Source organism: Psychroserpens sp. S379A, assembly GCF_049800755.1.
Classification (GTDB): Bacteria; Bacteroidota; Bacteroidia; order Flavobacteriales; family Flavobacteriaceae; genus Psychroserpens.
On record NZ_JBNAFQ010000003.1, the window covers coordinates 203,410 to 226,392 of the forward strand.

General features: G+C 29.9%; 22 protein-coding genes. 1 reads left to right on the top strand and 21 read right to left on the bottom strand.

The window, feature by feature from the left end:
- Position 1: 1 nt before the first annotated feature.
- The 6 genes from ACP15M_RS10095 to ACP15M_RS10120 are packed head-to-tail and all read right to left on the bottom strand — an operon-like array spanning position 2 to position 6,326.
- Positions 2-1,069, bottom strand: coding sequence for a hypothetical protein (locus ACP15M_RS10095; RefSeq protein ID WP_425077089.1), 1,068 nt, complete (start codon positions 1,067-1,069; stop codon positions 2-4).
- 18 nt (positions 1,070-1,087) lie between these two features.
- On the bottom strand, positions 1,088-1,939 hold the full coding sequence (locus ACP15M_RS10100; RefSeq protein WP_425077090.1) for a sulfotransferase family protein: 852 nt from the start codon (positions 1,937-1,939) through the stop codon (positions 1,088-1,090).
- The gene (locus tag ACP15M_RS10105) at positions 1,939-3,033 is read right to left on the bottom strand and encodes a glycosyltransferase (protein ID WP_425077091.1); all 1,095 of its coding nucleotides are present in this window, start codon (positions 3,031-3,033) and stop codon (positions 1,939-1,941) included. Before ACP15M_RS10105 ends, ACP15M_RS10100 begins: the two co-directional genes overlap by 1 nt.
- A 30-nt stretch (positions 3,034-3,063) precedes the next feature.
- Positions 3,064-4,452 (bottom strand): asparagine synthase-related protein, encoded by a 1,389-nt coding sequence (locus ACP15M_RS10110; RefSeq protein ID WP_425077092.1) that lies wholly within the window; start codon positions 4,450-4,452, stop codon positions 3,064-3,066.
- A 3-nt stretch (positions 4,453-4,455) separates the two neighbouring features.
- Positions 4,456-5,457 carry a glycosyltransferase family 2 protein gene (locus ACP15M_RS10115; RefSeq protein WP_425077093.1) on the bottom strand — a complete coding sequence of 334 codons (1,002 nt, stop codon included), beginning with the start codon at positions 5,455-5,457 and terminating at the stop codon, positions 4,456-4,458.
- A gap of 5 nt (positions 5,458-5,462) precedes the next feature.
- On the bottom strand, positions 5,463-6,326 hold the full coding sequence (locus ACP15M_RS10120) for a glycosyltransferase family 2 protein (protein WP_425077094.1): 864 nt from the start codon (positions 6,324-6,326) through the stop codon (positions 5,463-5,465).
- 110 nt (positions 6,327-6,436) lie between these two features.
- Between ACP15M_RS10120 and ACP15M_RS10125 the strand changes: the two genes are divergently transcribed.
- Positions 6,437-7,330 carry a sulfotransferase gene (locus ACP15M_RS10125; RefSeq protein WP_425077095.1) on the top strand — a complete coding sequence of 298 codons (894 nt, stop codon included), beginning with the start codon at positions 6,437-6,439 and terminating at the stop codon, positions 7,328-7,330.
- Positions 7,331-7,336: 6 nt separating this feature from the next.
- Here the strand turns inward: ACP15M_RS10125 and ACP15M_RS10130 are convergent, their stop codons facing one another.
- The 15 genes from ACP15M_RS10130 to ACP15M_RS10200 are packed head-to-tail and all read right to left on the bottom strand — an operon-like array spanning position 7,337 to position 22,982.
- Positions 7,337-8,377 carry a hypothetical protein gene (locus ACP15M_RS10130; protein ID WP_425077096.1) on the bottom strand — a complete coding sequence of 347 codons (1,041 nt, stop codon included), beginning with the start codon at positions 8,375-8,377 and terminating at the stop codon, positions 7,337-7,339.
- On the bottom strand, positions 8,298-10,145 hold the full coding sequence (gene asnB / locus ACP15M_RS10135; protein ID WP_425077097.1) for an asparagine synthase (glutamine-hydrolyzing): 1,848 nt from the start codon (positions 10,143-10,145) through the stop codon (positions 8,298-8,300). The genes ACP15M_RS10130 and asnB overlap by 80 nt, the downstream gene beginning before the upstream one ends.
- A 20-nt stretch (positions 10,146-10,165) precedes the next feature.
- Entirely contained in the window at positions 10,166-11,332 is a 1,167-nt protein-coding gene (locus tag ACP15M_RS10140; RefSeq protein WP_425077098.1) for a glycosyltransferase family 4 protein, read from the bottom strand.
- Between the two features lie 17 nt (positions 11,333-11,349).
- Positions 11,350-12,246 (bottom strand): sulfotransferase domain-containing protein, encoded by an 897-nt coding sequence (locus tag ACP15M_RS10145; RefSeq protein ID WP_425077099.1) that lies wholly within the window; start codon positions 12,244-12,246, stop codon positions 11,350-11,352.
- Positions 12,247-12,265: 19 nt separating this feature from the next.
- Positions 12,266-13,198, bottom strand: a complete 933-nt coding sequence (locus tag ACP15M_RS10150; protein ID WP_425077100.1) for a hypothetical protein — start codon at positions 13,196-13,198, stop codon at positions 12,266-12,268.
- Positions 13,195-14,136, bottom strand: coding sequence for a glycosyltransferase family 2 protein (locus tag ACP15M_RS10155; RefSeq protein WP_425077101.1), 942 nt, complete (start codon positions 14,134-14,136; stop codon positions 13,195-13,197). The genes ACP15M_RS10150 and ACP15M_RS10155 overlap by 4 nt, the downstream gene beginning before the upstream one ends.
- Before the next feature lie 29 nt (positions 14,137-14,165).
- Positions 14,166-15,509 (bottom strand): sulfotransferase, encoded by a 1,344-nt coding sequence (locus ACP15M_RS10160; RefSeq protein ID WP_425077102.1) that lies wholly within the window; start codon positions 15,507-15,509, stop codon positions 14,166-14,168.
- A complete protein-coding gene (locus ACP15M_RS10165; RefSeq protein ID WP_425077103.1) occupies positions 15,506-16,744 on the bottom strand; it encodes a polysaccharide ABC transporter ATP-binding protein in 1,239 nt (412 codons plus the stop codon). The genes ACP15M_RS10160 and ACP15M_RS10165 overlap by 4 nt, the downstream gene beginning before the upstream one ends.
- A gap of 2 nt (positions 16,745-16,746) precedes the next feature.
- Positions 16,747-17,613: an ABC transporter permease gene (locus ACP15M_RS10170; RefSeq protein ID WP_425077104.1), complete on the bottom strand. Its 867-nt coding sequence runs from the start codon at positions 17,611-17,613 to the stop codon at positions 16,747-16,749.
- A 54-nt stretch (positions 17,614-17,667) separates the two neighbouring features.
- Positions 17,668-18,498: a glycosyltransferase family 2 protein gene (locus ACP15M_RS10175; RefSeq protein ID WP_425077105.1), complete on the bottom strand. Its 831-nt coding sequence runs from the start codon at positions 18,496-18,498 to the stop codon at positions 17,668-17,670.
- Positions 18,491-19,351: a polysaccharide pyruvyl transferase family protein gene (locus tag ACP15M_RS10180; protein ID WP_425077106.1), complete on the bottom strand. Its 861-nt coding sequence runs from the start codon at positions 19,349-19,351 to the stop codon at positions 18,491-18,493. The genes ACP15M_RS10175 and ACP15M_RS10180 overlap by 8 nt, the downstream gene beginning before the upstream one ends.
- A gap of 2 nt (positions 19,352-19,353) precedes the next feature.
- Positions 19,354-20,112 carry a sulfotransferase gene (locus tag ACP15M_RS10185; RefSeq protein ID WP_425077107.1) on the bottom strand — a complete coding sequence of 253 codons (759 nt, stop codon included), beginning with the start codon at positions 20,110-20,112 and terminating at the stop codon, positions 19,354-19,356.
- Between the two features lie 2 nt (positions 20,113-20,114).
- Positions 20,115-21,101 (bottom strand): SDR family oxidoreductase, encoded by a 987-nt coding sequence (locus tag ACP15M_RS10190; protein WP_425077108.1) that lies wholly within the window; start codon positions 21,099-21,101, stop codon positions 20,115-20,117.
- Positions 21,101-22,393: a nucleotide sugar dehydrogenase gene (locus ACP15M_RS10195; RefSeq protein WP_425077109.1), complete on the bottom strand. Its 1,293-nt coding sequence runs from the start codon at positions 22,391-22,393 to the stop codon at positions 21,101-21,103. Before ACP15M_RS10195 ends, ACP15M_RS10190 begins: the two co-directional genes overlap by 1 nt.
- A gap of 1 nt (position 22,394) precedes the next feature.
- Positions 22,395-22,982, bottom strand: coding sequence for a sugar transferase (locus tag ACP15M_RS10200; RefSeq protein WP_425077110.1), 588 nt, complete (start codon positions 22,980-22,982; stop codon positions 22,395-22,397).
- Position 22,983 lies beyond the last annotated feature (1 nt).

Here is a 22,983-nt window from a genome sequence, read left to right on the forward strand (position 1 = left end):
TTTAATTTTGTATTAACTGAAATTGATTAAAAAAGAAACTCCATAAATTTAAGCTCTCCTTCCATAATTTGCGATTTTTTATTTGAATAGCTTCAAATTGTTCAGCATTTAACGATTTGTGAAACTCTAACACTTTTTCTGAAATGGTATTTATTTCAAAAGGTTCAACCCAAACAAGATGCTCTTTCCAATTAATACTATTAGATAAAGGGAGTAAGCCATCTGTATTTATATACACTGGAATTCGTCCCATTGCTAAGGTTTCATAAAATCGTACTGAAAAGTTTCCTGCGCCACGATAACAGACGATATAATCAGAATTTTTCATGTTTTCAAAATACTCTTCTGCTACTTTAGTGACTCCTCTTCCGTGTTTAACGCCTCCTCCATATTGGTCTCTAACAATAAAATTAGTTTTAATATTTGAAGCGCTTTGCAACTGACTCAAAATTTTAAATCTATTGAATGAGGTAGATTGTATTTTTTGAGGACTCATTTTTACGAACTTAAAATAGTATTTTAAATTTCTATGAACGACTCTTAGTGTTTCTTGAATTCTATTAGATAACGATTGAGATGCTTGTCCGCAAAAACCAATCGTAGGTTTAGCATTATACGATCTTAAAATTACATGTTCTGAGTCGTAATAGCGATGTATAGGATCTCTATGAAACACAGGCAATCCTAAATGAGAATTTGGCAACTTACTCATGTAACCACTACATCTAAATACACGAACATTAGAAAAATCTGGAATATGAACACCAAAATCACCCGAAATAAAAACAAAAACTATTTTATTAAGACGATTCATTTTTTCAATAAATGCCTTGGCTAATGCTTCTTTTTTTTGATTGACATAAAAGTCCCAAGACATTGGTAAAATAATAATATTTGCAGCTTCTAGTTGTTTAACCAATTGCATTTTTTGATTAGAAAATCCAAACACTTCTTTTGCTGGATTATCAATAAATGTGTCGGACTTTATAAAAACTTTTAAAAGCGGAAATAAAGCAAAGCGATGTTTTGGGTTTGAATCATAAAGAGATTCTGGGTAGTATAACTTCATTTAATACTTTGCAATAAATTATTCTCTTTTGTATAATTGAGTTTCAAAGATATCTAATAATTTATTAATATCTGCTCTATCTTGTGTTGTGATTTTAGGTTTGACATGTTTTTCATGCTTTAGCAAATCACTTTCGGGATGCGTTTTGCTTGAAGGTTTTCTGTAAGATGATTTTAAGTTCGCTATTGGTTCTATCGAAAATGCTTCGCATAAATTATAAAATTCTTGAACATCTGCAATCAAATCTTCATACTTAACAACAGCAGACTTCTTTTTGTAAACACCAAATACTTCTAAAGGAATCACGTTTTCTATACACCATCTTAAACATAGCTTTTCGGTATCTGAAAGAGTTTTATATCCTGTAATATTATAGCTGAATTTGTCTTGAATTAATTGAACTAATTGCGCTTGCTTTGAAAATATTGACAAATCATAAAGCCATGGAAAATCTGATTGCCTTTGAGATCGAATGACATCGTAAGGGTTTCTAATAATATGAATTACAGGAATATTAAACACATCATTAATGTAATGCGCTGAAAGATTTGCACGTACAAATTTGATGATATACTTTTTTGGAATAAAAGGCCAAAGGTGCATTTTAAATTTCCGATTGCTGTTTTGAGCAATCCAATTACAATCCACTTGGTTTTTAAATACGCGATTTAAATATTTGTGTGCTTTTGCATTGCAAGTGTTTTCATCAAACCATTGGTCGCATATTAAATGTCCATTCCTAGTTCTAGTGTCATGTTCAGGTTCAAATAACATTCTGTAACGAAACTGTTGAGCCATAGTTTCACTCAACCAACTTGTTCCGCTTCTTGCTGTACCTACAACAACAATATGTTTATTAAACTTAGACATTAATTTTTAACAGTTAGCTCTGTATATAAATCTTCGTGTGCTTTTATAAAACTATGCATTGTAAAATTATTAACACAGTATGCTCTAAGTGAAGCACCTATTTTTTCTCTTTCGTCGCTGTTTAACTGTTGAGTGTGCTTTATTTTTTTAGCAAGTGCTTTATAATCTCCAGCAGGAAAAAGAAGCGTTTTAAAGTCTTTCAACACATAATTGATTCCAGTAATATCAGATCCAAGAATTGGAATTCCCATACTCATTGCTTCAACTAAAGCCATTGGCATTCCCTCTTTTCTTCCTTGATTAAGTGTAGGTATAACATACAAATCTGAATCCGTTATATAAGGACGTACATCTAATACTTTGCCATGAAAAACAACTTGATCTAACAGATCTAATTCAGCACACAAATTGTGCATGGTTTTACCATAATCGTTATCATTATCTCCCAGAATACTTAATCTAATGTTACGATCGTTTAAATGATGAACAGCTCGTATTAAAACTTCAATTCCTTTAACAGGTACAAGGTTTGCGACAGTGATAATCTCAAAAAACTCCGATTTACTTTTTTTAAATTGAGATGAACTATAATATGTTGTATCAATCCCTAAAGGAATTAATTTTTGATTTTTTTTATTTGGAAAATACATCTTCATTTCATCATTAATGGTAATGATGAAATGTGCTAGCTGGCTTTTTATTTTCCAATGCTTATTAAAGCCCATAGCTTTTTTAGTGTAAATCCACTTTGTTCCTGCCAATCGTGCTGCAATAGCTTCAGTCCAATCATTACTCCATTGCCAAGAATGTACTACATCGTAGTTATTTTTTTTATAAAATTTTGAAATTGGCAATACTCTAAATAGCAACGAATAGTAAGGTCTGTATTTCGTTTTTGTATCGAATATATGAATGGGACAACCTAATGCTTCAACCGTTTTAAAAAAAGCACCTCTATTATGAGCGCAAGCAATTTCTATATCAAACTTTGTTTTATCAATTCCTTTTACTAAATCATAAACAACCTTACCACTACCAGCAGTATCAAAATTTGGAATTGTAAATAGGATTTTAACTTTGGGAACGTCACTCATAACTCTGCTACAAAAATAAACTATTGCAAGTTACTTATTATATAGTTTATCCCAAAGACTCAAAGTTAATAACATACTCACTGCATGCGCATGATATACTTTATCTTTTTGATTGAAATTATTATGCACTTCTGAAATTAATTCTTTAGGCACAATACTATTTTGAAATATGTAATCTTTGAGTTCTAATTGACTTGAGTCGTCTAAAAATTGTAACTCCCAATTACGCTGAACTAATGGTTTTTGCATAATCGCTTTACGCATTCTGTTGAGTTTTGAATACACTCTGTATGGTAAATTATATGGCGATTTATTGTAGTTATAAGTATACAGATTAAACGGTTTTTCTTGATGCCAAACTATTTTAGCCAATGCTGGATTTCTTCGCTTAATATATTCAATTTGAATAGCTCTTTTAGCTAAATAAGACTCAGGAATTTTACAAATAAATTTACAAATCTCATTATCATAATACGGGATCGTAATTGGTTTTACTTCACTAAACACATTTAAATTTATACTCGTCCATCTTGGTGCCCAATATATACTTTTAAAGGCTCTAATTCTTGCATTAGCATCATCTTCAATATCTATAGCTTGATGCAACATTTTAACACGCTGAAACAAATAATCTTTAAATTCACCTTCAAAACCATAATGCTTCCATAACTTTTGAGCAAGCTGCATTCCTGAAGGTTTTACTACTTTTTTAAAGAGGACCTCAACTTGTTGAACAACATCTAAATGCTTAGGAACTTCCATATCATTAAAAAGCACGTCTCCCCAATGTCCTAGACTAAAAACATCTCCCATTTTACTATAATGATCAATGAGTGCCATTTGTCTTGGGTGAGTAAACTCAGAATAACATTCATTTATTTTGGCTAAACGCTCTATGTTAGACCATAGATAATTTGGCTGAATTATAAATTCTTCAAACTCAAAATTACATTGGTTAGCAATTGCTTTTCCTATTTTTCCTTCAGGATAACCATTTTTAAACGAATAACTATAGGAAGACACCTCTTTGCCCAACTTATGAAGCGCAACAGCTTGTGTCCTACTATCTAATCCGCCAGATAAAGGCAAAATAACCTTCTTATCTTCAACTTGTCTATTGATAACACCTTCAAACAATTCGCCAAAAGCATCAACCGTATCTGAAAACGATAAAGTTTCATCTGGATTGTAAACCCAATTGAAATATTGAGATGATGACACTAGATAACCATTTTCATCTAATACGTTTTCTGTTCCTGGGCGAAGTACTTTTTTGTGTTTCCAAAATGTATCATTATCTAAAAAAAAGCCTGTGGCTATATATACACAAATAGCTTTTAAGTCTAAAGATTCAGGCTCGCCTTTTATTGCAACAACTGTTTGCTTTTCTGGAATAATTGATGTTGTTATTTTAGGCATAGATTACAAGTACTGTTTAACTTTTTCAAGAACCTCCTTTGGTAGTGTAACATTAACTATAGCTGGCATTTTTCTTTTAATGAATGAAAAATAACGCAAATAAAGTAATTGTCTGTATTTCTTTTTATCTATTAATATATTTTTTTGGAAATAGTCTTTTAAATAAGCTTCACTAAATTGTTTGTCATTAACCATATCTCTCCAAAGCGTCTTTAAGGTTCCTATGTTATTTCCACTTAAGAATGTATTAGGATGTGCTTTAAAGTTTTTATACTTTTTTAAAAAATCTTCAAAATCGTATAAATGGTAATGCAATAAGAATCCTCTTTTTATACTCTTTAAAGGTGACTCATCAATTGTTTTATAGCGATGTACGTTTTTAGGTATCGTTTCAGAATTTACTCGTATTGCCAATTTTCCCATATTGTGACCTAACCAATATGAATGTACAATGGATTGCTTATTGTAAGGGTTATAAAATGAATAATAGATGCGATTAAAATGACTTTTGAAGTTTTTTTGAACCTTAAATTGTGTTTCTTCAAGCATCACGTTTTGATATGCCATTTTTGTAGTTAGTACCTCTAAAGTTTGCAATTGCACAACATCAAACGATTTTAAAGGTTCAAAAAAAGCAGATAAATTAATTGCGTTTTTATAGTCTGTAAGAAATAATTCGTCGGCATCAAGAGAAATCAACCAGTCTATACCTAAATCGCGACATTTCATTTGTGCATCATAAGTGTTTAAACATTGTCTCGCTGTATGAATTACGTTTGCATTACTACAAAGGTGTTCCATATAATCGAGATGCTTAAATTTTTCAGCAGATATAGAATCATTACTTTCAACGCCTTCTATATCGGCAATTAATTGCTTCCCATTATCTGTAGTTCCATCAAAATAAACGTAAATTTTTTCAATACCAATTGCAAAATGATATCTTAAATTTTGCCTCAATAAACGCGCTTCGTTTTTTACTGTTATAACTAATGCTACTCTCATCAAACTTACTTTAAGTTACGTTTATACTGCATATACATATTTAAAAAACTTAAACTAAGTTTTTCACTTCTAGTCATTTTATATCTCACACGATTGAAGAAACGAGTAACATAGGAATTATATAATGATATCGAAATTTCATCTTCTTTATAAACATTTTTTATAAACTTTAAATGCTCAAAAAAGTAAGCTTTATAATATGCCACATTTCTATTATCTAAAGTAGAAACACTATCTCCAGACTTTCTAAAATAGGCAATTGTATCGTTATTTTTAGAAATAGCTTTATTTAAAAAGGCTTCATGATAAAATACACGATCTCCAATAATATTATAAGATGTATACGTTTTTGCTAAGTGACACAAATTAGACTTAAAAACAGCAGCATTTACATTTAAAATAGGACAATACAGTATCTCATTAGTATGTAAGATCTCATCTTCATTTTTCTTAAATACTGGATGATTTAATTCTCCATAGACTCCTTTTTTTAAGCTGAATTTTAATGTTTTTGCAACTGCAACATCACAATTTTGTGAGTTTAGGACTTGAACTTGCTTTTCTAAGAAATCAGACTCTGCTTTATCGTCGCTTTCGGCAATCCAAATATATTCGCCTTTTGCTAAATCGAATCCTTTTTGCCACTGCTTAGATGGTGAACCTGTATTTTTAGTATTGATTATAAAATGTGAAACTTTAGGATGATTTCGATAAGACTCCAAGACCTGTAAACTGTTGTCATTAGAGCAATCGTCTAAAATAATCACTTCAAAATTTGAATATGTTTGATTAAAAATACTATCCAGTCGTTCTGGTAAAAACGCAGCATGATTATAGTTAGGAAGTATGACAGAAACGAGCTTATTCACAGTGTGCCAAATTAATAAAAAAACTTGGATAAAAAATTCAATTTCTATCGAATTTAAGCGACTTATCCAATAATAATTGCCCTATATTTATATCGCAAAAATGATTTGAAATGAAAAGAGCAATTTTGGTTACTGGAGCACATCGTTCAGGCTCAACATGGACTGGCAAAGTTATAAGTCAGTCTAAAAACGTTCGATATGTTCAAGAGCCTTTTAATCTTTCCATAAAGAAGTATAATTCGCCAATAAAATCTTGGTTTGAACACCTCAACATTTCGAAAGACACCAACTATCAAGATGATATAAAAGTGTATCTAGAATCATTTTTAAAACCTTCTATTTTTAATAAATATAAACACTTTGGAACTCTTAAAGGTCCAAAATTATTTTACTCTTACTTTTTAGATTTCTACAGAAAAACATTTAAACGTACTCTAATTAAAGATCCTATTGCCATTATGTCGGCAGAATGGATTTATAAAACGTTCCCTACAGACGTTGTAATTTTAATTAGACATCCAGCAGCTTTTATAGCAAGCTTAAAGGTTAAAGGATGGGAATTTAATTTTAACGCGTTTTTAGATCAACCCGATTTAATGCACACCTATCTTGAGTCATACAGAGATGAAATGACTTCCTTCACTAATAAGAAACAGCCTATTTTATTACAAGGAATTTTACTGTGGAATATTTTATATTCTGTGGTGTTATGCTATCAAGAAACTTATAAGAATACGTGGTACTTTGTAAAACATGAAGATTTGTCTGAAAAACCTATTGAAAAATTTTCAGAGCTATTTGATTTTTTAAACTTACCTTTTGATGATAATACTAAAAATTATATTAGAGAAACTACAACATCTACAAATTCATCTGATTTAAAGCGTGATTCAAAATCGAATATACTAAAATGGAAAGAACGCTTAAGCACTGAAGAAATAGAACAAATTAAACTTGGCACTTATGAGGTGTGGAAGCACTTTTATGAAGAAAAAGATTGGTAAATAATCTTATTTATTGAATTTTTTTTCAATTTTAAGCCTTATCCGTTTTTTAACGAATTGATAATAATATCTTGTAATTCTTAATTGGTTGTCAATATAAAACATGAAACCATTGTTGTAGAATTTCCTATTAAAAAAATATAATATTTCACCAAAGTTATGCGCTTTTAAAAAAGGTTTACGACTTGGACCTGTATAGTGTATAAAATCCACTTCAGTATTTATTTTTTCAACAACAGTATTAATCGTCAAAGTTTTATAATTGTCTTCTTTTTCTTTACCATAAATGCCGCTATTAATTTTTTTAACCTGTATTATCTTCTGAAGAGCTAACAGATTAACCACAAAATTAAAAAAGCCTTGATCTCCAAATTTAAAGCGCGTTTGTTTAGAAAACCCTGTATTTAATTCATTTCTGTAGTCTTTTAAATAGGTTTTTAAATGCTCTATAAACAACAGATTCATTGCAAAGTGTCCCGATGAAAAATACCATAAATGCTTAAGGTTAAACTTTGCATTGCTAAAAGCCTCTGGTACAAAGGCAAAATTATTAAATGTTTTAGCTAATTTTTCGTCTGAGTAATCTATTGCTTTCCCTTGAAAAATATAAAAATCATTTTTTAAGTTTTTAAGTTTTGTTTTAAAATCACTACTTGTAATTATTGAATCTGCATCCATATGCATATAATAATCATAAGCATATCCCATTTCTGGTAAAAAACAAATATTAATTTTAGTTAATAAGCCTGTTAATTTAAAACTATGGTAGGTATTTATTTCTTTTGTTGAGAGTACTGTGACATTCTGTTTTTTATCAATAGAATTAATCTTAAAATCTCCATCTTTAATAACTATCACAGGATTTTCTATACCATAATGCTCAATACTTGCAATTAAAGCTTTGCAATAATGAATATGACTTTTTGCCAATGAAATAACTATAGCTAGAGACTTTTTTTCCATAAAATTAATCATATATATGTTTTGCTGCCCATTTTTGCCAAGCGTAAATATGCCAAACTCCCCAAGCTGAAAATCGCCCTTCATTATAATAATCTAAAATAGATGCTTTAAGGCGTTCACTATCTAAAAATTCTGCTCCATAAAATGGAATTTCAAAAACATGGTGCATGACGTCGTCTTTTAATTGGTTATTAAGCCAATCGTCTAAAGGCACCATAAATCCCATTTTCTTTTTATTTATTAGAGCTTTAGGTATAAAATGATTTAAACAGGTTTTTAATGTTTTCTTTAAAACTTTGTGTTGTGGTAAACTAGACTCTAAATGCCATGAAAAATCTACACTTTCTTTATCTAAAAAAGGCACACGAACTTCTAAACTATTTGCCATACTAGAACGATCTACTTTAATGAGTACTCGCTGTAAATGTGCATAAAACTCGTTATATCGTAAACTATTTAGCAATTGTTTTTTTGTCGTAACCTCATCAAAATTATACAGCTCTAAAAGTTCCTTAGAATAAGAAGTATTAGGAAACATTTCATCTAAATGTAATGGAAATATATGCATGTGCTTTGCCATTTGCCATTCACTAAATGTTTTGTAATAGTAAGGTGCAGACGTATTACTTAACTTACTTTTATTTAATAATCTAACAATTGGTTTCCTTATTGAAAATGGAATTTTAAACAGATAAAAATGCTCTGCAAATTGTCTAAAACGTGGATATCCATAAAACAGCTCGTCACCTCCATCACCAGATAGCATGACTTTATATGTTTTGGATGCGTGCTTGGTTAACAAATACGTTGGCAATGACGAATAATCACCAAAAGGTTCTGCGCATTTTTCAAAATAATCATCAATACTCGCTAAAATTTCTGAAGGCTTCACTTTATAAATATCTTGATTAACCGAAAGTTCTTTTGCGTAATCTTGTGCTATTTCGCTTTCGTTAAGATATGCATCATCAACCTTTAAAGTAATGGCTTGAATATCTGGTTTATTGTTTTTTGAATGTGCAGTAATTAACGGACTATCAATTCCTCCACTTAAAAATGTTGCAATAGGAACATCACTAATTAATTGTCGTTTTACTACAGCATCTAATAGTGTATTGTATTTATTAGCTGTTTCATCATCTTCTTTTTTTTGATGTTTAGCTAATTTTTCAAAACTTGTAAGTTGCTTTTTATTAAGTGTTCTATCACTTTTAAATTCTAATAATTCTCCAGGATTAACCTGAAAAACTGAGTGATAAACCGTATTTGGAGCTTGCATATATCCAAATCCGAAATACTCTTTCATTATGTCTGGACGAAGCTTTAAATCGTCTTTAAACCAAGGATGTTTAAAAACTTGATCAAATTGCGAAGCTGAAACCAAACCTTTCTCATTTACACCATAAAACAAAGGTTTAATCCCTGAAAAATCTCGTGTTAAAAAAACTGAATCTGTCTGCAAATCTATCACTGTTATTGCGAACATTCCATTGAGTTTCTTTACCGTTTCTTCAATGCCAATTACATCAAATAAATGCACTATAATTTCGGTATCTGAAGATGATTTTAAGTTTTGTAGTTGATAGGTTTTAGCAAGTTCTTTATAATTATAAATTTCTCCGTTAAATACAACATCATAACGTCTAGAAGGGCTTTTCTTAGGTTGGTTTCCGTTAGCAGAAAGATCTAAAATTGATAAACGATTAAAACCTAATTGATAGTTTTTTCCACAATAAGTTTCAGATGCATCAGGTCCACGATGCTTAGATAGCTCTAAAATTTGAGAAAATTTTTCAGCAGTACTTAAAGATCCCTTATTATTAAAACTAAACTCTCCTAAAAATCCACACATAAATTAATAACCATTCGAAATTAACAAAGTTCTTTATACATATCATTAAATTCAACAAGCTCTTTTTCTATTGAAAATTTATGTCGCAATTTATGGTTATGTGCTTTTAAATTTTCAGCATTTAAATGTAAACAAGCTATAATTGCTTCATCTAATTGCATTGGTTCACAAATATCGAATGAAATGCCATTAATACCATCGCTAATAATTTCGACCATACCTCCATTACTAGAAACTACTGTTGGCAAATTGTGAAATGTTACATCTAATAAACCGTTTGATAAAGCTTCGTAAATTGATGGCTGAATAGCTAAATCATAATTTTTATAAACCTCTTTTAATACACTTGAAGGTACATGCCCTTTTAACACTACTTGACCTTCAAGACCTAATTGATGAATTCTATATTCTAAAAACTCTCTAAATGAGCCTTCTCCATAAATATCTAAGTTCACAAAAACACCTTCATTTTTTAATCTAAAGATACTATCTAATAAATAAAACTGTCCTTTTTCCCAAGCAAATCTACCAACACAAATAGCCTTTATTTTATTTTTGTTTTTGATATCAAAAGACTCTTTAATGTGTTCTGTTTTTAAAAGGTTAAAATCAAAACCTCTATAAATTAGTCTTAATTTATTTTCAGGAACACCTTGTGCGATCGCCTTTTGATTCATGAAGTTACTTATAACATGTACTAAATCAAAATTAGACACTTTATTTAAAAACTTAGCTTTTTGGTTTTTAATTACAGTATCACTAACCAGTTCTTTACCTCTTAACGAAACGATTAATTTGTTTGGTTTTAGTTTTAAATAATGAATTAATTCGTGCGGAACAACATGCAAATGATGTACATGAATGACACTAACAGTTTGATTTAATAAGGGTTCCCATTTTAAAAAAAATCTAAATTTATTTTTTAACGTAGCGTCTGGTAAAATCGTTTTATAGTGTTTATCTAAAAACAAGCTTTTTAAAACAAAATAGAACACCTTAAAACTAAATAATGCTTTATTAGAATTAAGTGTTCTAGCTTTAACTTTTTTAGATTCTACGAACATCTTACTGCAAATAACCTCATGCACTACTTGCTCAGAAGCCTCGTTTAATTTTTCAATTAAATTGGTGGTGTAAGGCTGATTAGGATGCCCAAAAGATTTTAAAACGTGTAGAATTTTTGTCATGTTCATTACGATTAAAATCAATATCCATATTTATTTACTCTGTCATATTGAGGGAGTAAATTATTCTTAAACTCAAATGAATTAAGAAATTGATTTATATATTGTTCATCAAGTTCAGTATTTTTTTTACTAAAACTACGATGCAATTTTATGATTTTGTTTTTGAATCTTGTTGGTATTAGGTGATCCTTTCCGTATGGTGTCTTTCCTATAATATTATAAAATCGAACGGAATTAAAAAAATCTGATTTGAATGATACATTTTCTTTTGCGTTTAAAATACTTTCAGAAATTGAAAGGTTCAAATTAAAAAATGAATTTAACTCGTTAAAAAACAATTCTGGATTATAATTTAAATCTTCGTAATATAATATTTTAACTTTTTTTTCGGCTACCTTATTTTTTATGTAGTTATAGTAATCATAATACTTAAGATAAGAACCTCTTGAAAAATTTAAAGTTGAATCTTTTCGAGTTAAGAAATTTTTAAGCGTTGCTGTACCTCCTTTTTTTAAGTATTCGGCATACATACTCTTAACAAAATCTTTTTGATTGCGCAGTACAATAACAAAATTTGCATTCGGAAAAAACGCTAGCAATCTGTCGAATATCATTTTTCTATTTAGAGCATCTTGCAATGGAAATCCCGAAAATTGTTCTTCGCATAAGGTGAGTATGCCTTGTTCTGTTTCATTAGGACTTAAATACTTATAAAAAAGTGTTTTGGCATGTTCTAGCGAGAAAGTAAGTGCGTTTTCTCGTAGTATATATTGATTAAAATCTGACAAGGTAGAAGCATCACGTAAGTGCTTATAATTAAATTCAGAATACATTGGATAAAACTTTTTTTGAAAAAAAGTAGATCCCGTTTTATGCAAACCTAAATGAATGTATACTTTATTATTATTTACCATTTCGTCTTTTAATATCTAGCTATTTTTTTAGCCAAGCAAAATTCTTGTTTTTAACACGCTTCAAAAATTTAATAACGTGTTTTCTTTTCTCTAAAATTTCATATTTCATTGTAACGCGCAATGGCATCTTCAAATCTAAGTATTTATAAGTATAATAGACCTCTGCACATTCATACTTTAAGAGCAATTTATTAACTGTGTTGTTTTTATTAATTTGTTTTAACTGATTTCTTAAACTTTCAACATCAATGCTTGAATTTTCATTAATAGTCTGTATGTCTAAATAATCTCTACCTCTTACTAATCCTAAATGAAAACCATGCCATGGACGCTTATTATTCAACAATGCATCAGCATTAAAATTAAAAGCGGCTTGACATAAATTGAATAATACATGCTCATTTCGCTCTGTATCTTTCAAAATTTTCAATTGAAAAGCTTCATCATTTTTAAAGGCACTAATTATTGGATTCATTTTTTCATAATACTCTTTAACTTTTACAAAATGTAATCCTGTTAATCTACCTGATGATTTATTTGGATGGTTAGGAAGTGCTCTAACTTTATTACTAAAAGGTACTCCAGATGTTTTAGCTTGGTTTAAATGAAAATCGAATAAATTAAAGCCTTCATCTAGATGAATAATATCTACATCTCCAAAATAAATGGTATCAAACTGATTAAAAACCTCTAATTGCAAAATATGCCTAAGTGATTGCCTTGCTGCTCCTCTATGTTTGATTTTTTTTAACCATGTTGAGTTATCTATAGCATCTTCAATAAGTATTAACTGCGGATATGATTTTACTAAATCGGAATATTTATCAGGTAATTTTTTATCTAATAAAATAATGACTGCGGCATTTGGATAATGTAATTCTATTCCTAAAAGGTAATACGGAATAAACCTATCATAGTTACCATAAATAAACGTGCAAAATGCATTTTTCACCGATTCTCTTTAAATTTTTTAAAAAAGTAGTTGTGCTTGCCAAAGAGTCTCTTTGAAGCTTTAGCCAGATACAAATATAAAGTCTTTAATCTAAATGTTTTAATTAACATCTCATGAAAATGTATTGGTATTTTAATTTCAGGATTCATTAAATAAGCCTTTGAACACTTTATCAAGGCGTACTTTACATAATGCTTTGGCAAGTCGTAATTTTCTTTTAACTCCATTAGTGTTGTCCAATGCAAATGAAATGTTGATGCAAAATGATGCTTTCTATCTAATCTTCGTTTTTTTCCTATAGTATCTAAATGGAAACGACGTAATGATAAAAATTCGTCAACTTTTTTTACTTTTAGAGTTTGGAACAACATCCTACAAGAAAAATTATACTCTTGACCAACCTTTATAGTTTCGTTAAACTTTACTTTTTCAGCAATACTTCTAGACAAAAACAGATCATTAGTAATCCAACTTATATATGTAGTACTATATGATAAAAAGTTAATATCATCTTCTTTATAATCATAACTATATGGATTGCTTTTATCTTTATTAAAATACTTTGATTTACTAATTACAAAATCGACATCGTGATTTAAAATCGCATCGACTTTTTTTTCAATTTTTTGAGGCACCATAAGATCATCACTATCAAACCACTGAATAAAATCACCTTGACTTACCTCAAATCCATAATTTCGTGCTCCATTTCCTCCTGGCAAATGTGCATCTTTAGGTCTATGAAGGTATTTAAAGCGCTTGTCCTTGTCTACATAGGTTTTTAAAACTGTTTCTGTATGATCAGTACTACCATCATCAACGACAATGCACTCCCAGTTTTGATAAGTTTGCTTTAATACAGAATCTAACGTTTCTCCTATTAAATGTGCACGATTATAGGTTGGAATAATAATAGAAACTAAATTGTTATTAGACATGAATTTTAAGTCTGTTAATTGCTGTAATATTAAGCGTATTTTTTCATTTCCTCTAAAACTTCTCGTTCTAACTCGTTTATATCAAAACTGGCTTTATTAATCTTACTTTGCTTGTCTATTTGATTGCTTTTTAAAACTTGTAAATCTAGTTGCTTTAAGTTCATAAACTCAAGAACGTTAGAAATTTCAGAATCTAATTGCTCCAACTTTAAAGTATATGTTTGAGATTTTGGAATGTCATTTAACATTCTATTTATATTGGTATTTATATAATAATAATACCATGTACATTTTTGAATATAGGTCAAATTTTGCCACTCGCTTGAAGAAAATTCACCTACTAAATCGCCTCTAAGTCTGTATTTGTCCCAATCATGTCTATAATGCTCCATGTCTTTATACCATCTTCGAAAAACCATAGATTTTATACATGATAAAGGCTCTCTTATTAAATGTATAAACTTTGCATTTGGAAAATAATTAGAAAGAAAAGGAATTAAGTTCCATAAACGTTGATCGGAATGAATTAATAATTGGTCGTTAGAACAATTCCATGTTTTGGTTTCTAGTATTAACTTTAATTCTTCAAAAAATCGATTATCAGATTGGTTATAAGCTATTTCTGTACTTAACCTTATTAATTGACCAATATCTTCATGATAAGCAGCACATTCAGGATGCTGATTTAAAATATTTACAATTGACTTGCTTCCAGAACGACCTGTACCCAATACAAATACAATTGGTAGTTCTCTTTGTTCGCTATACGTTTTTAAAAATGATGATTGTTCTTGCTCACTTAAAGGTCTTCCATTTTTACCACCAAAGCTATTGTTTTCAGCTAAAGTGTCATACTGACTCTTATCTCTAGTCTTAATCGTAACTGCTTTTCCACTACCTACAATTTCTAAAGGTCTTATATCTCTATTAACTGTTGTGCCAATGCCTATGATTGCACCATCACCAATGGTTACTCCAGGAATTATAGAAACATTCATTCCTATCCATACATTATTACCTATAAAAACAGGTTTATGTATTGATTCATTATCGTAAGGAAGTGCTTTCCCTTGATAATTATGATTTTCAGTGTAAATCGTTAGATTACGAGAAATATGAGTGTTATGACCAATTACTAGACCTCCATCACTTTTTACATAAAAATTATCACCTATATGAACATTATTTCCAATAATAACATTTCTAGGTTTAGAAATAAAGTGTTTATCTCCATTTAATCGAAATCCATAACCAACACTTCGTATCTTATTGATAAGGAACTTTTTTTCATTTGCTATAAGTTCCTTATCCTTTTTTCTAAAATAAGTATAAACTCTATCTAAATATTTTGTAATATACTTTTTAAAAATCATAACCATTTATAATCTATATAAAATGCCTTATTATGACCTGGTAATTTACCTGTTCCGTAGTAATCCCCTTTTTCTACATTTAAAATTCCTGCCTCTTTAACATTTTCTACTGTGGTTGATTTTTCATGTACAGCCAAATTATAATAATAATTACCAGCACTTAAAGGCCACTTGTCTATAACTAAACTTGCTTCTCCAGATGCTTCATCAAATAACTTATTGATAATATCACTTCTACAGGAAAATTTAAAATTAGAGAACATATCAAAAAAGCCAACAGACAGCGAAATGTTTTTCCTTTCTGGGTTTATAAAACTGACTTTTATAATAACTCTTTGACCTACAACGACTGCATTTATTTCTTTCATATTGGAATCAAAAAATTTCACCTCTTTCACTCCATATTTACAGTCGTAATTTTTATAATTAAGACCAGTAGTATTTGTGTTTTCTAAATAAAAATCAATACCTTTTTGAACTTCGCCAGAATAGGATACTGAGCCATTACTTATAACAATTAATCTACTACATAGGTTTTGAATTGCACTCATATCATGACTAACAAACAAAACTGTTCGTCCTTCGCCTCTACTAATATCTTGCATCTTACCTATTGCCTTTTTTTGAAATTCGGCATCTCCAACAGCTAAAACCTCATCAATTACTAAAATATCGGGTTCTAAAAATGCTGCAACAGCGAACGCTAATCGAACTCGCATCCCAGAACTATATCGTTTTACTGGAGTATCGATATACATTTGGCAACCAGAAAACTCTATGATCTCATGTTCTTTACGTTTAATTTCAGCTTTGGTCATACCTAAAATAGCACCATTTAAATAGATGTTTTCACGACCAGTCAATTCAGGATGAAATCCTGTTCCTACTTCTAATAAACTTGCTATTCGACCTTTAGTTTTAATTTCGCCAGTACTAGGACTAGTGACTCTTGATAATATTTTTAATAATGTAGATTTTCCAGCACCATTTTTTCCTATAATCCCTAAGACTTCACCTTTTTGGACTTCAAAATTAATATCCTTTAATGCCCATACATAATTACTGTCTGCTTGATTAGTTCTATCATTAACAGTACCAACCTTTAAAAAAGGATCTTCTTTACCACGAATACGATGCCACCAACGACTCAAATCATGACTTACAGTACCTGTACCTACAAGACCTAATCGATATTGCTTGCTTATATCCTCAACTTTAAGAATGGTATTACTCATAATTACACAGTATCAATAAAGGATTTTTCTGTTCTGTTAAATATAACTAAACCAATTAAAAACAAGGTGACACAAACAATTAAAGTATAGAAAAAACCAAACCAGGTAAAGGTTCCTGTATTTAGTAACATATAACGAAACCCTTCAACAATTTGTGTTACTGGATTAAATTCTACAAATAAAGCTACACTTTCTGGAAATTTAGCTCTTGCTTCAGAAACTGGGTATGGCACTGCAGATAAATACATTAGCAATTGTACTGCAAAACCAACTAAAATGGATAAATCTCTATACTTTGTTGTCATTGATGAAATAATCATTCCTAGTCCTAAACCTAAAAGCGCCATCATTGTAATATAAATCGGGAATAATATCAATTTAACATTACAACTCACATCAGCTCCATTAAGGTGAAAAAAGATGTAAAACCCTATAAATATGGCTAATTGAATAGCAAATTTTAATAAGTTAGAAATGGTAATTGATAAAGGCATAATAACTCTAGGGAAATAGACTTTACCAAAAACACCTTTATTAGCAGTAAAAGTACTTGAGGTTTTAGTTAAGCATTCTTTAAAATAATTCCACGCCGTAATACCTGCTAGATTAAATAAAAAAGGTGGTACTCCACCAGTGCTTATATTTCCTAAATTATTAAATACTAAAGTAAAAATAACAGATGTAAACAAGGGCTGTATAACATACCATAATGGTCCTAAAACAGTTTGTTTATAGACTGTAACTACATCTCGTTTTACAAATAAGACTAACAAATCTCTATATCTCCATATCTCTTGAAAATTGAAATCTATCAATTTTCGTTTAGCAGAAATTGTATATAACCAATTGTCGTCTTTAAGGGTACTCAATGTTATTTGTTTTTTGGAAATGCTAAGATAGAAATGATATCTTAATAATTATAACTACTTGAATAATTTAAAACCAAAAAAGGTTTTACAAAATGAATTTAAAACTTCCTTTTTATAAGTCGTCTTTTTTATATGTTCATTTTTTAATCGAAGATATTCATGATGCAAACTATGAAATGATCCTAGTTGTTTTACATAAAAATCAACATGTTTTATACTTATATAATTATAGATTGAATTATACTGCTCTTCTGTAATAGAATTATCACGAGACCCTTTAACTTTCCTATAAAAAAAACATGTTTTAGGTATTTTATAAACCTCTCCGCCTCCTTTTAACAAGCTAATCCAAAATTCCCAATCTTCTAGACCATGAATTAACTTTTCGTCATATTTACCTGCAAGTTCCCAATCTTTTTTCTTGAAGAAAGCACTACAAAAAATCATGTTACTTTTTGCCAACTCCTTTAATGAAAATTCTTTTAATTTCCATTTTCCGCTTTTTTGCCCAAACCATTCCACTTCACAATACACCAGCTTTAGATTTGGTTTTTCAGAAAAAGCTTCAATCGCTAAACTCGTATAATCCTTAGAGATTTTATCATCAGCATCTAAAGGCAAAATATAAGTCCCTTGTGCTTTTGAAATTGCAACATTTCTAGCATGACTTACACCTTGATTTTCAGTTTTTATGTATTTAAATCTCTGGTCTTTATTTATCCATTCTTTAGCAATTTCTTCAGAATCATCAGTACTTCCATCATTAACAATAATACATTCCCAATGACTATAAGCTTGGTTTAATACTGAAGCTAATGTTTCGGAAAGATACTCACCTTTATTATAACAAGGAATTATTACCGAAACCAATGGAAAATCATTCATTTGAGAAGTATGTTTTTATAGCTCTTTTAAATTGTTTCGATTTTTTGAAAGGGAATGATTTTATTAAATCTAATAAAACTTTGCTTAAATTCTTCTTCAGTGGCATAGATTCTGTTTCGTTGGCACGAAAAATTTCATCAAGCTCATCAACATTGTACTGTTTATAAGTTATGTGTTTACCAATATTTAAATGCAAGGAATCAAAGTAATCATAAAATTTAATATCATCACCTGTTAATCTATCTGAAACTTTTAGCCATAATGAAGGAATTCCCAAAGCATGTGAAACAATTATTCCATGAAGCGATGACGATAGCGTAAACTCACATTTTAAAATCTCATCTATAACTGTTTCTGGAGTATTTGTAAGCACGTCTATAACCTTCACATTTGGAACATTTGCATAATCTTTACAAACTTCATCATAATCTACATAATGTGGTATAATACCATATTTATATTTGATTTGATTCTTGTTTTGCTTAAAGAATAGTGCTAATAATAAAGCAGGATCACCATATCGTTCAGGAACATTATATCCTAAATTTAATAATCTTTTTCTTGTATGAGGTCCTCTAACGCCTAAAAAAGTGGCTTTGGCTACATTATCATTAGAATCTATAATCCCTGAACCCCAAACAATGCTATGCGAATTAGCAAATCGGATAATACTACCTATCATCAAATAGTGCTTCTTTTTAAAAATCTTAAAGTATTTTTTTTTGTGAGGTCTCGACCAGCGAAAACGCAAAGAAGTTAGCTTCGATAATAAAAAAGGTACTAATAAATCTCCAAAATTTTCTTTATCAGATTTTTCAGATTTAACCTTAGACCACCAATAAACATCTATCATGATTAATAATTGTAATTTCCGATTATTACATTTTCAATGTTGTTAATCTGTTCTGCAGTCAAAAATGTTTTCCATTTATCAATACTATCTGTATTTAATTTTTCAGATTTAATTGGTACATCTACTTCTAAAAAAGCAGAAATGTTTTTCATTAAAAAATCATAATCATGATAAAAATCTTCATATTTAACTACATAAACTTCATGTGGATATTTTTCTTCCAAATAATTTAGTCTTTCAATATGAGATTTCCAACGCAAAGCGCATTTACTTTCAATGGGTAACTTACTAAAAACATCTTTGTTTTCGTTGTTAATTCCTAAAAAAGGATTGACTTCATTTAAAGGCAATCTATTATACCAACTTAAAACACCTGAATGATTTAACATGCTAGCGACTGTGGCGTAAACATCTCTTTTAATGCCTATGAATTTAGCATCGTTAAAATGCTCTTTTAAGGGTTCAACCAACCAAATATTTGGATGAGTTTTTTCTAAAATACGGGTTTTGTTAGCCTTATTAAACACACCTTCATAAAGCTTTAATATGTGCTTAATATCTTTTAAATTTCTGTTAGGGTTAACAGCTACTTCGGTAACTTTATTAAACAGTTTTTCATCTTCTATGTACGCATCAAAAATTTCTAGATTGCCTATGGTTCTTCCCAATAAATGAGTGCCTGAACGTCCAGAACCAATAACAAAAACAATCTTTTTATTACTGACTTTACTCCTAAAAAAATTAGTTAGTATATCATACATGCTTATACTTTATCTTTAAAATAATTCCAAGTGATATGTAACCCTTCTTTAACTGTAAATTGTGGTTTATAATCTAATAGGTTTTCAGCTTTAGAAATGTTAGCTAAAGAATCTCTAACATCACCTAATCTTGGTGGTCCATAAATAGCATCTACATTAGACTTTGCAGATTCTTTAAGGGAATTCCATAAATAATTGATGCTAATTCGTTCACCACATGCTACATTATACACTTGATTTTTTGCTGCTTTTGAAGCAAAAAACCCTTTTATATTGGCTTGCACAGCATTATCAACAAACGTAAAATCACGTGTTTGCTCTCCATCGCCATTTATTTTAGGTGAAGTATTATCTTTTAAGGCTTGCATAAATAAAGGAATGACTGCTGCATAAGCACCATCAGGACTTTGCTTTGGTCCGAACACATTAAAATATCTTAAACCTATAACATCTGTATCATATGTTTTTCCAAAAACATCAGCATACAATTCGTTTACATATTTGGTCACTGCATAAGGAGATAAAGGTTTACCAATATTATCTTCAACTTTAGGCAATTCAAGACTATCTCCATAGGTAGAACTTGACGCTGCGTAAATCATGCGCTTTACAGATGATGATTCTTTTAAAGCAACCATCATATTCAAAAATCCTGAAATATTAACTGCATTAGTCGTCGCTGGATCATTAATTGAACGAGGAACAGAACCTAAGGCTGCTTGATGCGTTACATAATCTATACCTTTCATTGCATCTTTACAAGTTTGTAAATCTCTAATATCGCCTTCTAATAATTCAAAAGCAGGATTATTATAAAACTCTAATAGGTTTTCACGATGTCCATTTGAAAAATCGTCAAGCACACGCACTTTTTTTGCTCCATACTTTAAAAGGTACTCAACAATATTAGAACCTATAAAACCTCCTCCTCCAGTAACAAGAAACGATAACTGACTTAAATCTTCTGAATGGTATTTATTTTCGTACATTATAATCTAGCATCTACTGATTGTATAGGTAATAACGATTTAACATCGAAAATCACACCTATATCTGATTTCATTTTTTGTAAATCTAACTCTAAAAATTCGTTATGAGAAACCGCAAGCACAATTGCATCGTAATCTGATCGCAATTGAGAAGCATCATCTAATAAATCAAAGTCATACTCATGCTTTACTTCTTCTTTTGAAGCCCAAGGATCAAAAACATCAATATTAGTATTGTAGGTTTCAAATTCTTCAATAATATCTATCACTCTAGAATTTCTTATATCTGGACAATTTTCTTTGAAGGTAATTCCTAAAACTAAAACATTAGAACCTTTAATTCTAACACCTTTTTGAATCATCATCTTCACCGTTTCTTGAGCAACATAAGCTCCCATACTATCGTTCATTTTACGACCAGCGAGAATAATTTCAGGGTTATAACCAGACTCAATCGCCTTTTGAGCCAAATAATAAGGATCAACACCAATGCAATGTCCTCCAACAAGACCTGGACTAAATTTTATAAAATTCCATTTAGTGCCAGCAGCTTCAAGTACTGCTTTAGTATCGATGTCTAGTAATCTAAATATTTTAGAGAGTTCATTCACAAAAGCAATATTGATATCTCTTTGAGAATTCTCAATCACTTTAGCAGCTTCTGCAACTTTAATAGTTGGTGCACAATGTGTTCCTGCAGTGATAATACTTTTATATAAGTCGTCAACAATTTTAGCAATTTCTGGAGTTGAACCAGAAGTTACTTTAAGAATTTTTGTTACTGTATGCTTTTTATCTCCTGGATTTATACGTTCTGGAGAGTAGCCAGCATAAAAATCGGTATTGTATTTAAGACCAGAGTTTTCTTCTAAAATTGGCACACAAATATCTTCAGTTGCTCCAGGATATACTGTAGATTCATAAATTACAATATCTCCCTTTTTAAGCACTTTAGCTACACTCTCACTTGCTTTAATCAATGGAGTAAAAACAGGTCTTTTAAGTTCATCTGTTGGTGTTGGAACCGTTACAATATAGACATTAGAATCTGCTAAATGATTTGTTTCATTGGTAATAAATAATCCTGTAGTAGAATTTGGATCAGAAGTAAGTACAGACTTTAAATGATCATCGTCTACTTCTAAAGTTTTGTCAACTCCACTTCTTAGTTCATTAATACGTTTTTCATTGATATCAAACCCAATGACCATATACTTTTTTGCAAACTCCACTGCAAGTGGCAGACCAACATAGCCTAGACCAAGAATTGTTATTTTATGTGTGCTATTCATCTTAATTCAATATAGATTTTAAAATAAAGTTCAAATCTAAAGAAAAACTATAATTATCAATGTATTTTTTATTTATTTTGACTTTATCTGGCCAAATAATCGTTCTATTGTAAGTTTCAGGGTCAAGTTGTTGCGACAGAATCTCTTCCTCATTTCTATATTTTAAAGTTGCAGGACCAGTAATGCCTGGCTTCACTTTTAAAATTAATCTATCCTCTCCTTCTAAAATATCTGCAAAACCCGGAACATCTGGTCTAGGACCTACAAAACCCATATGACCTACCAATACATTAAAAATTTGTGGTAGTTCATCTAACTTATATTGTCTTAAAAATTTTCCGAAGGTAGTAGCACTCATATCTAAATGACCTAAAGCATGTTCTTCTTTTCGTAAGGTTCTTATTTTAAAGATATAAAATAGCTTTCCATGCTGCCCAACTCTTTTTTGCAAAAACAAACCAAACTGTTTTGTTTCAATAGTTGCTACAACAACAAATAATACAATTGGAATAATCAACACTGGAATTAATACTATAGAAAATACTAAATCAAAAAATCGTTTTACTCTAAGTTGAGTTTTTGTAATCACA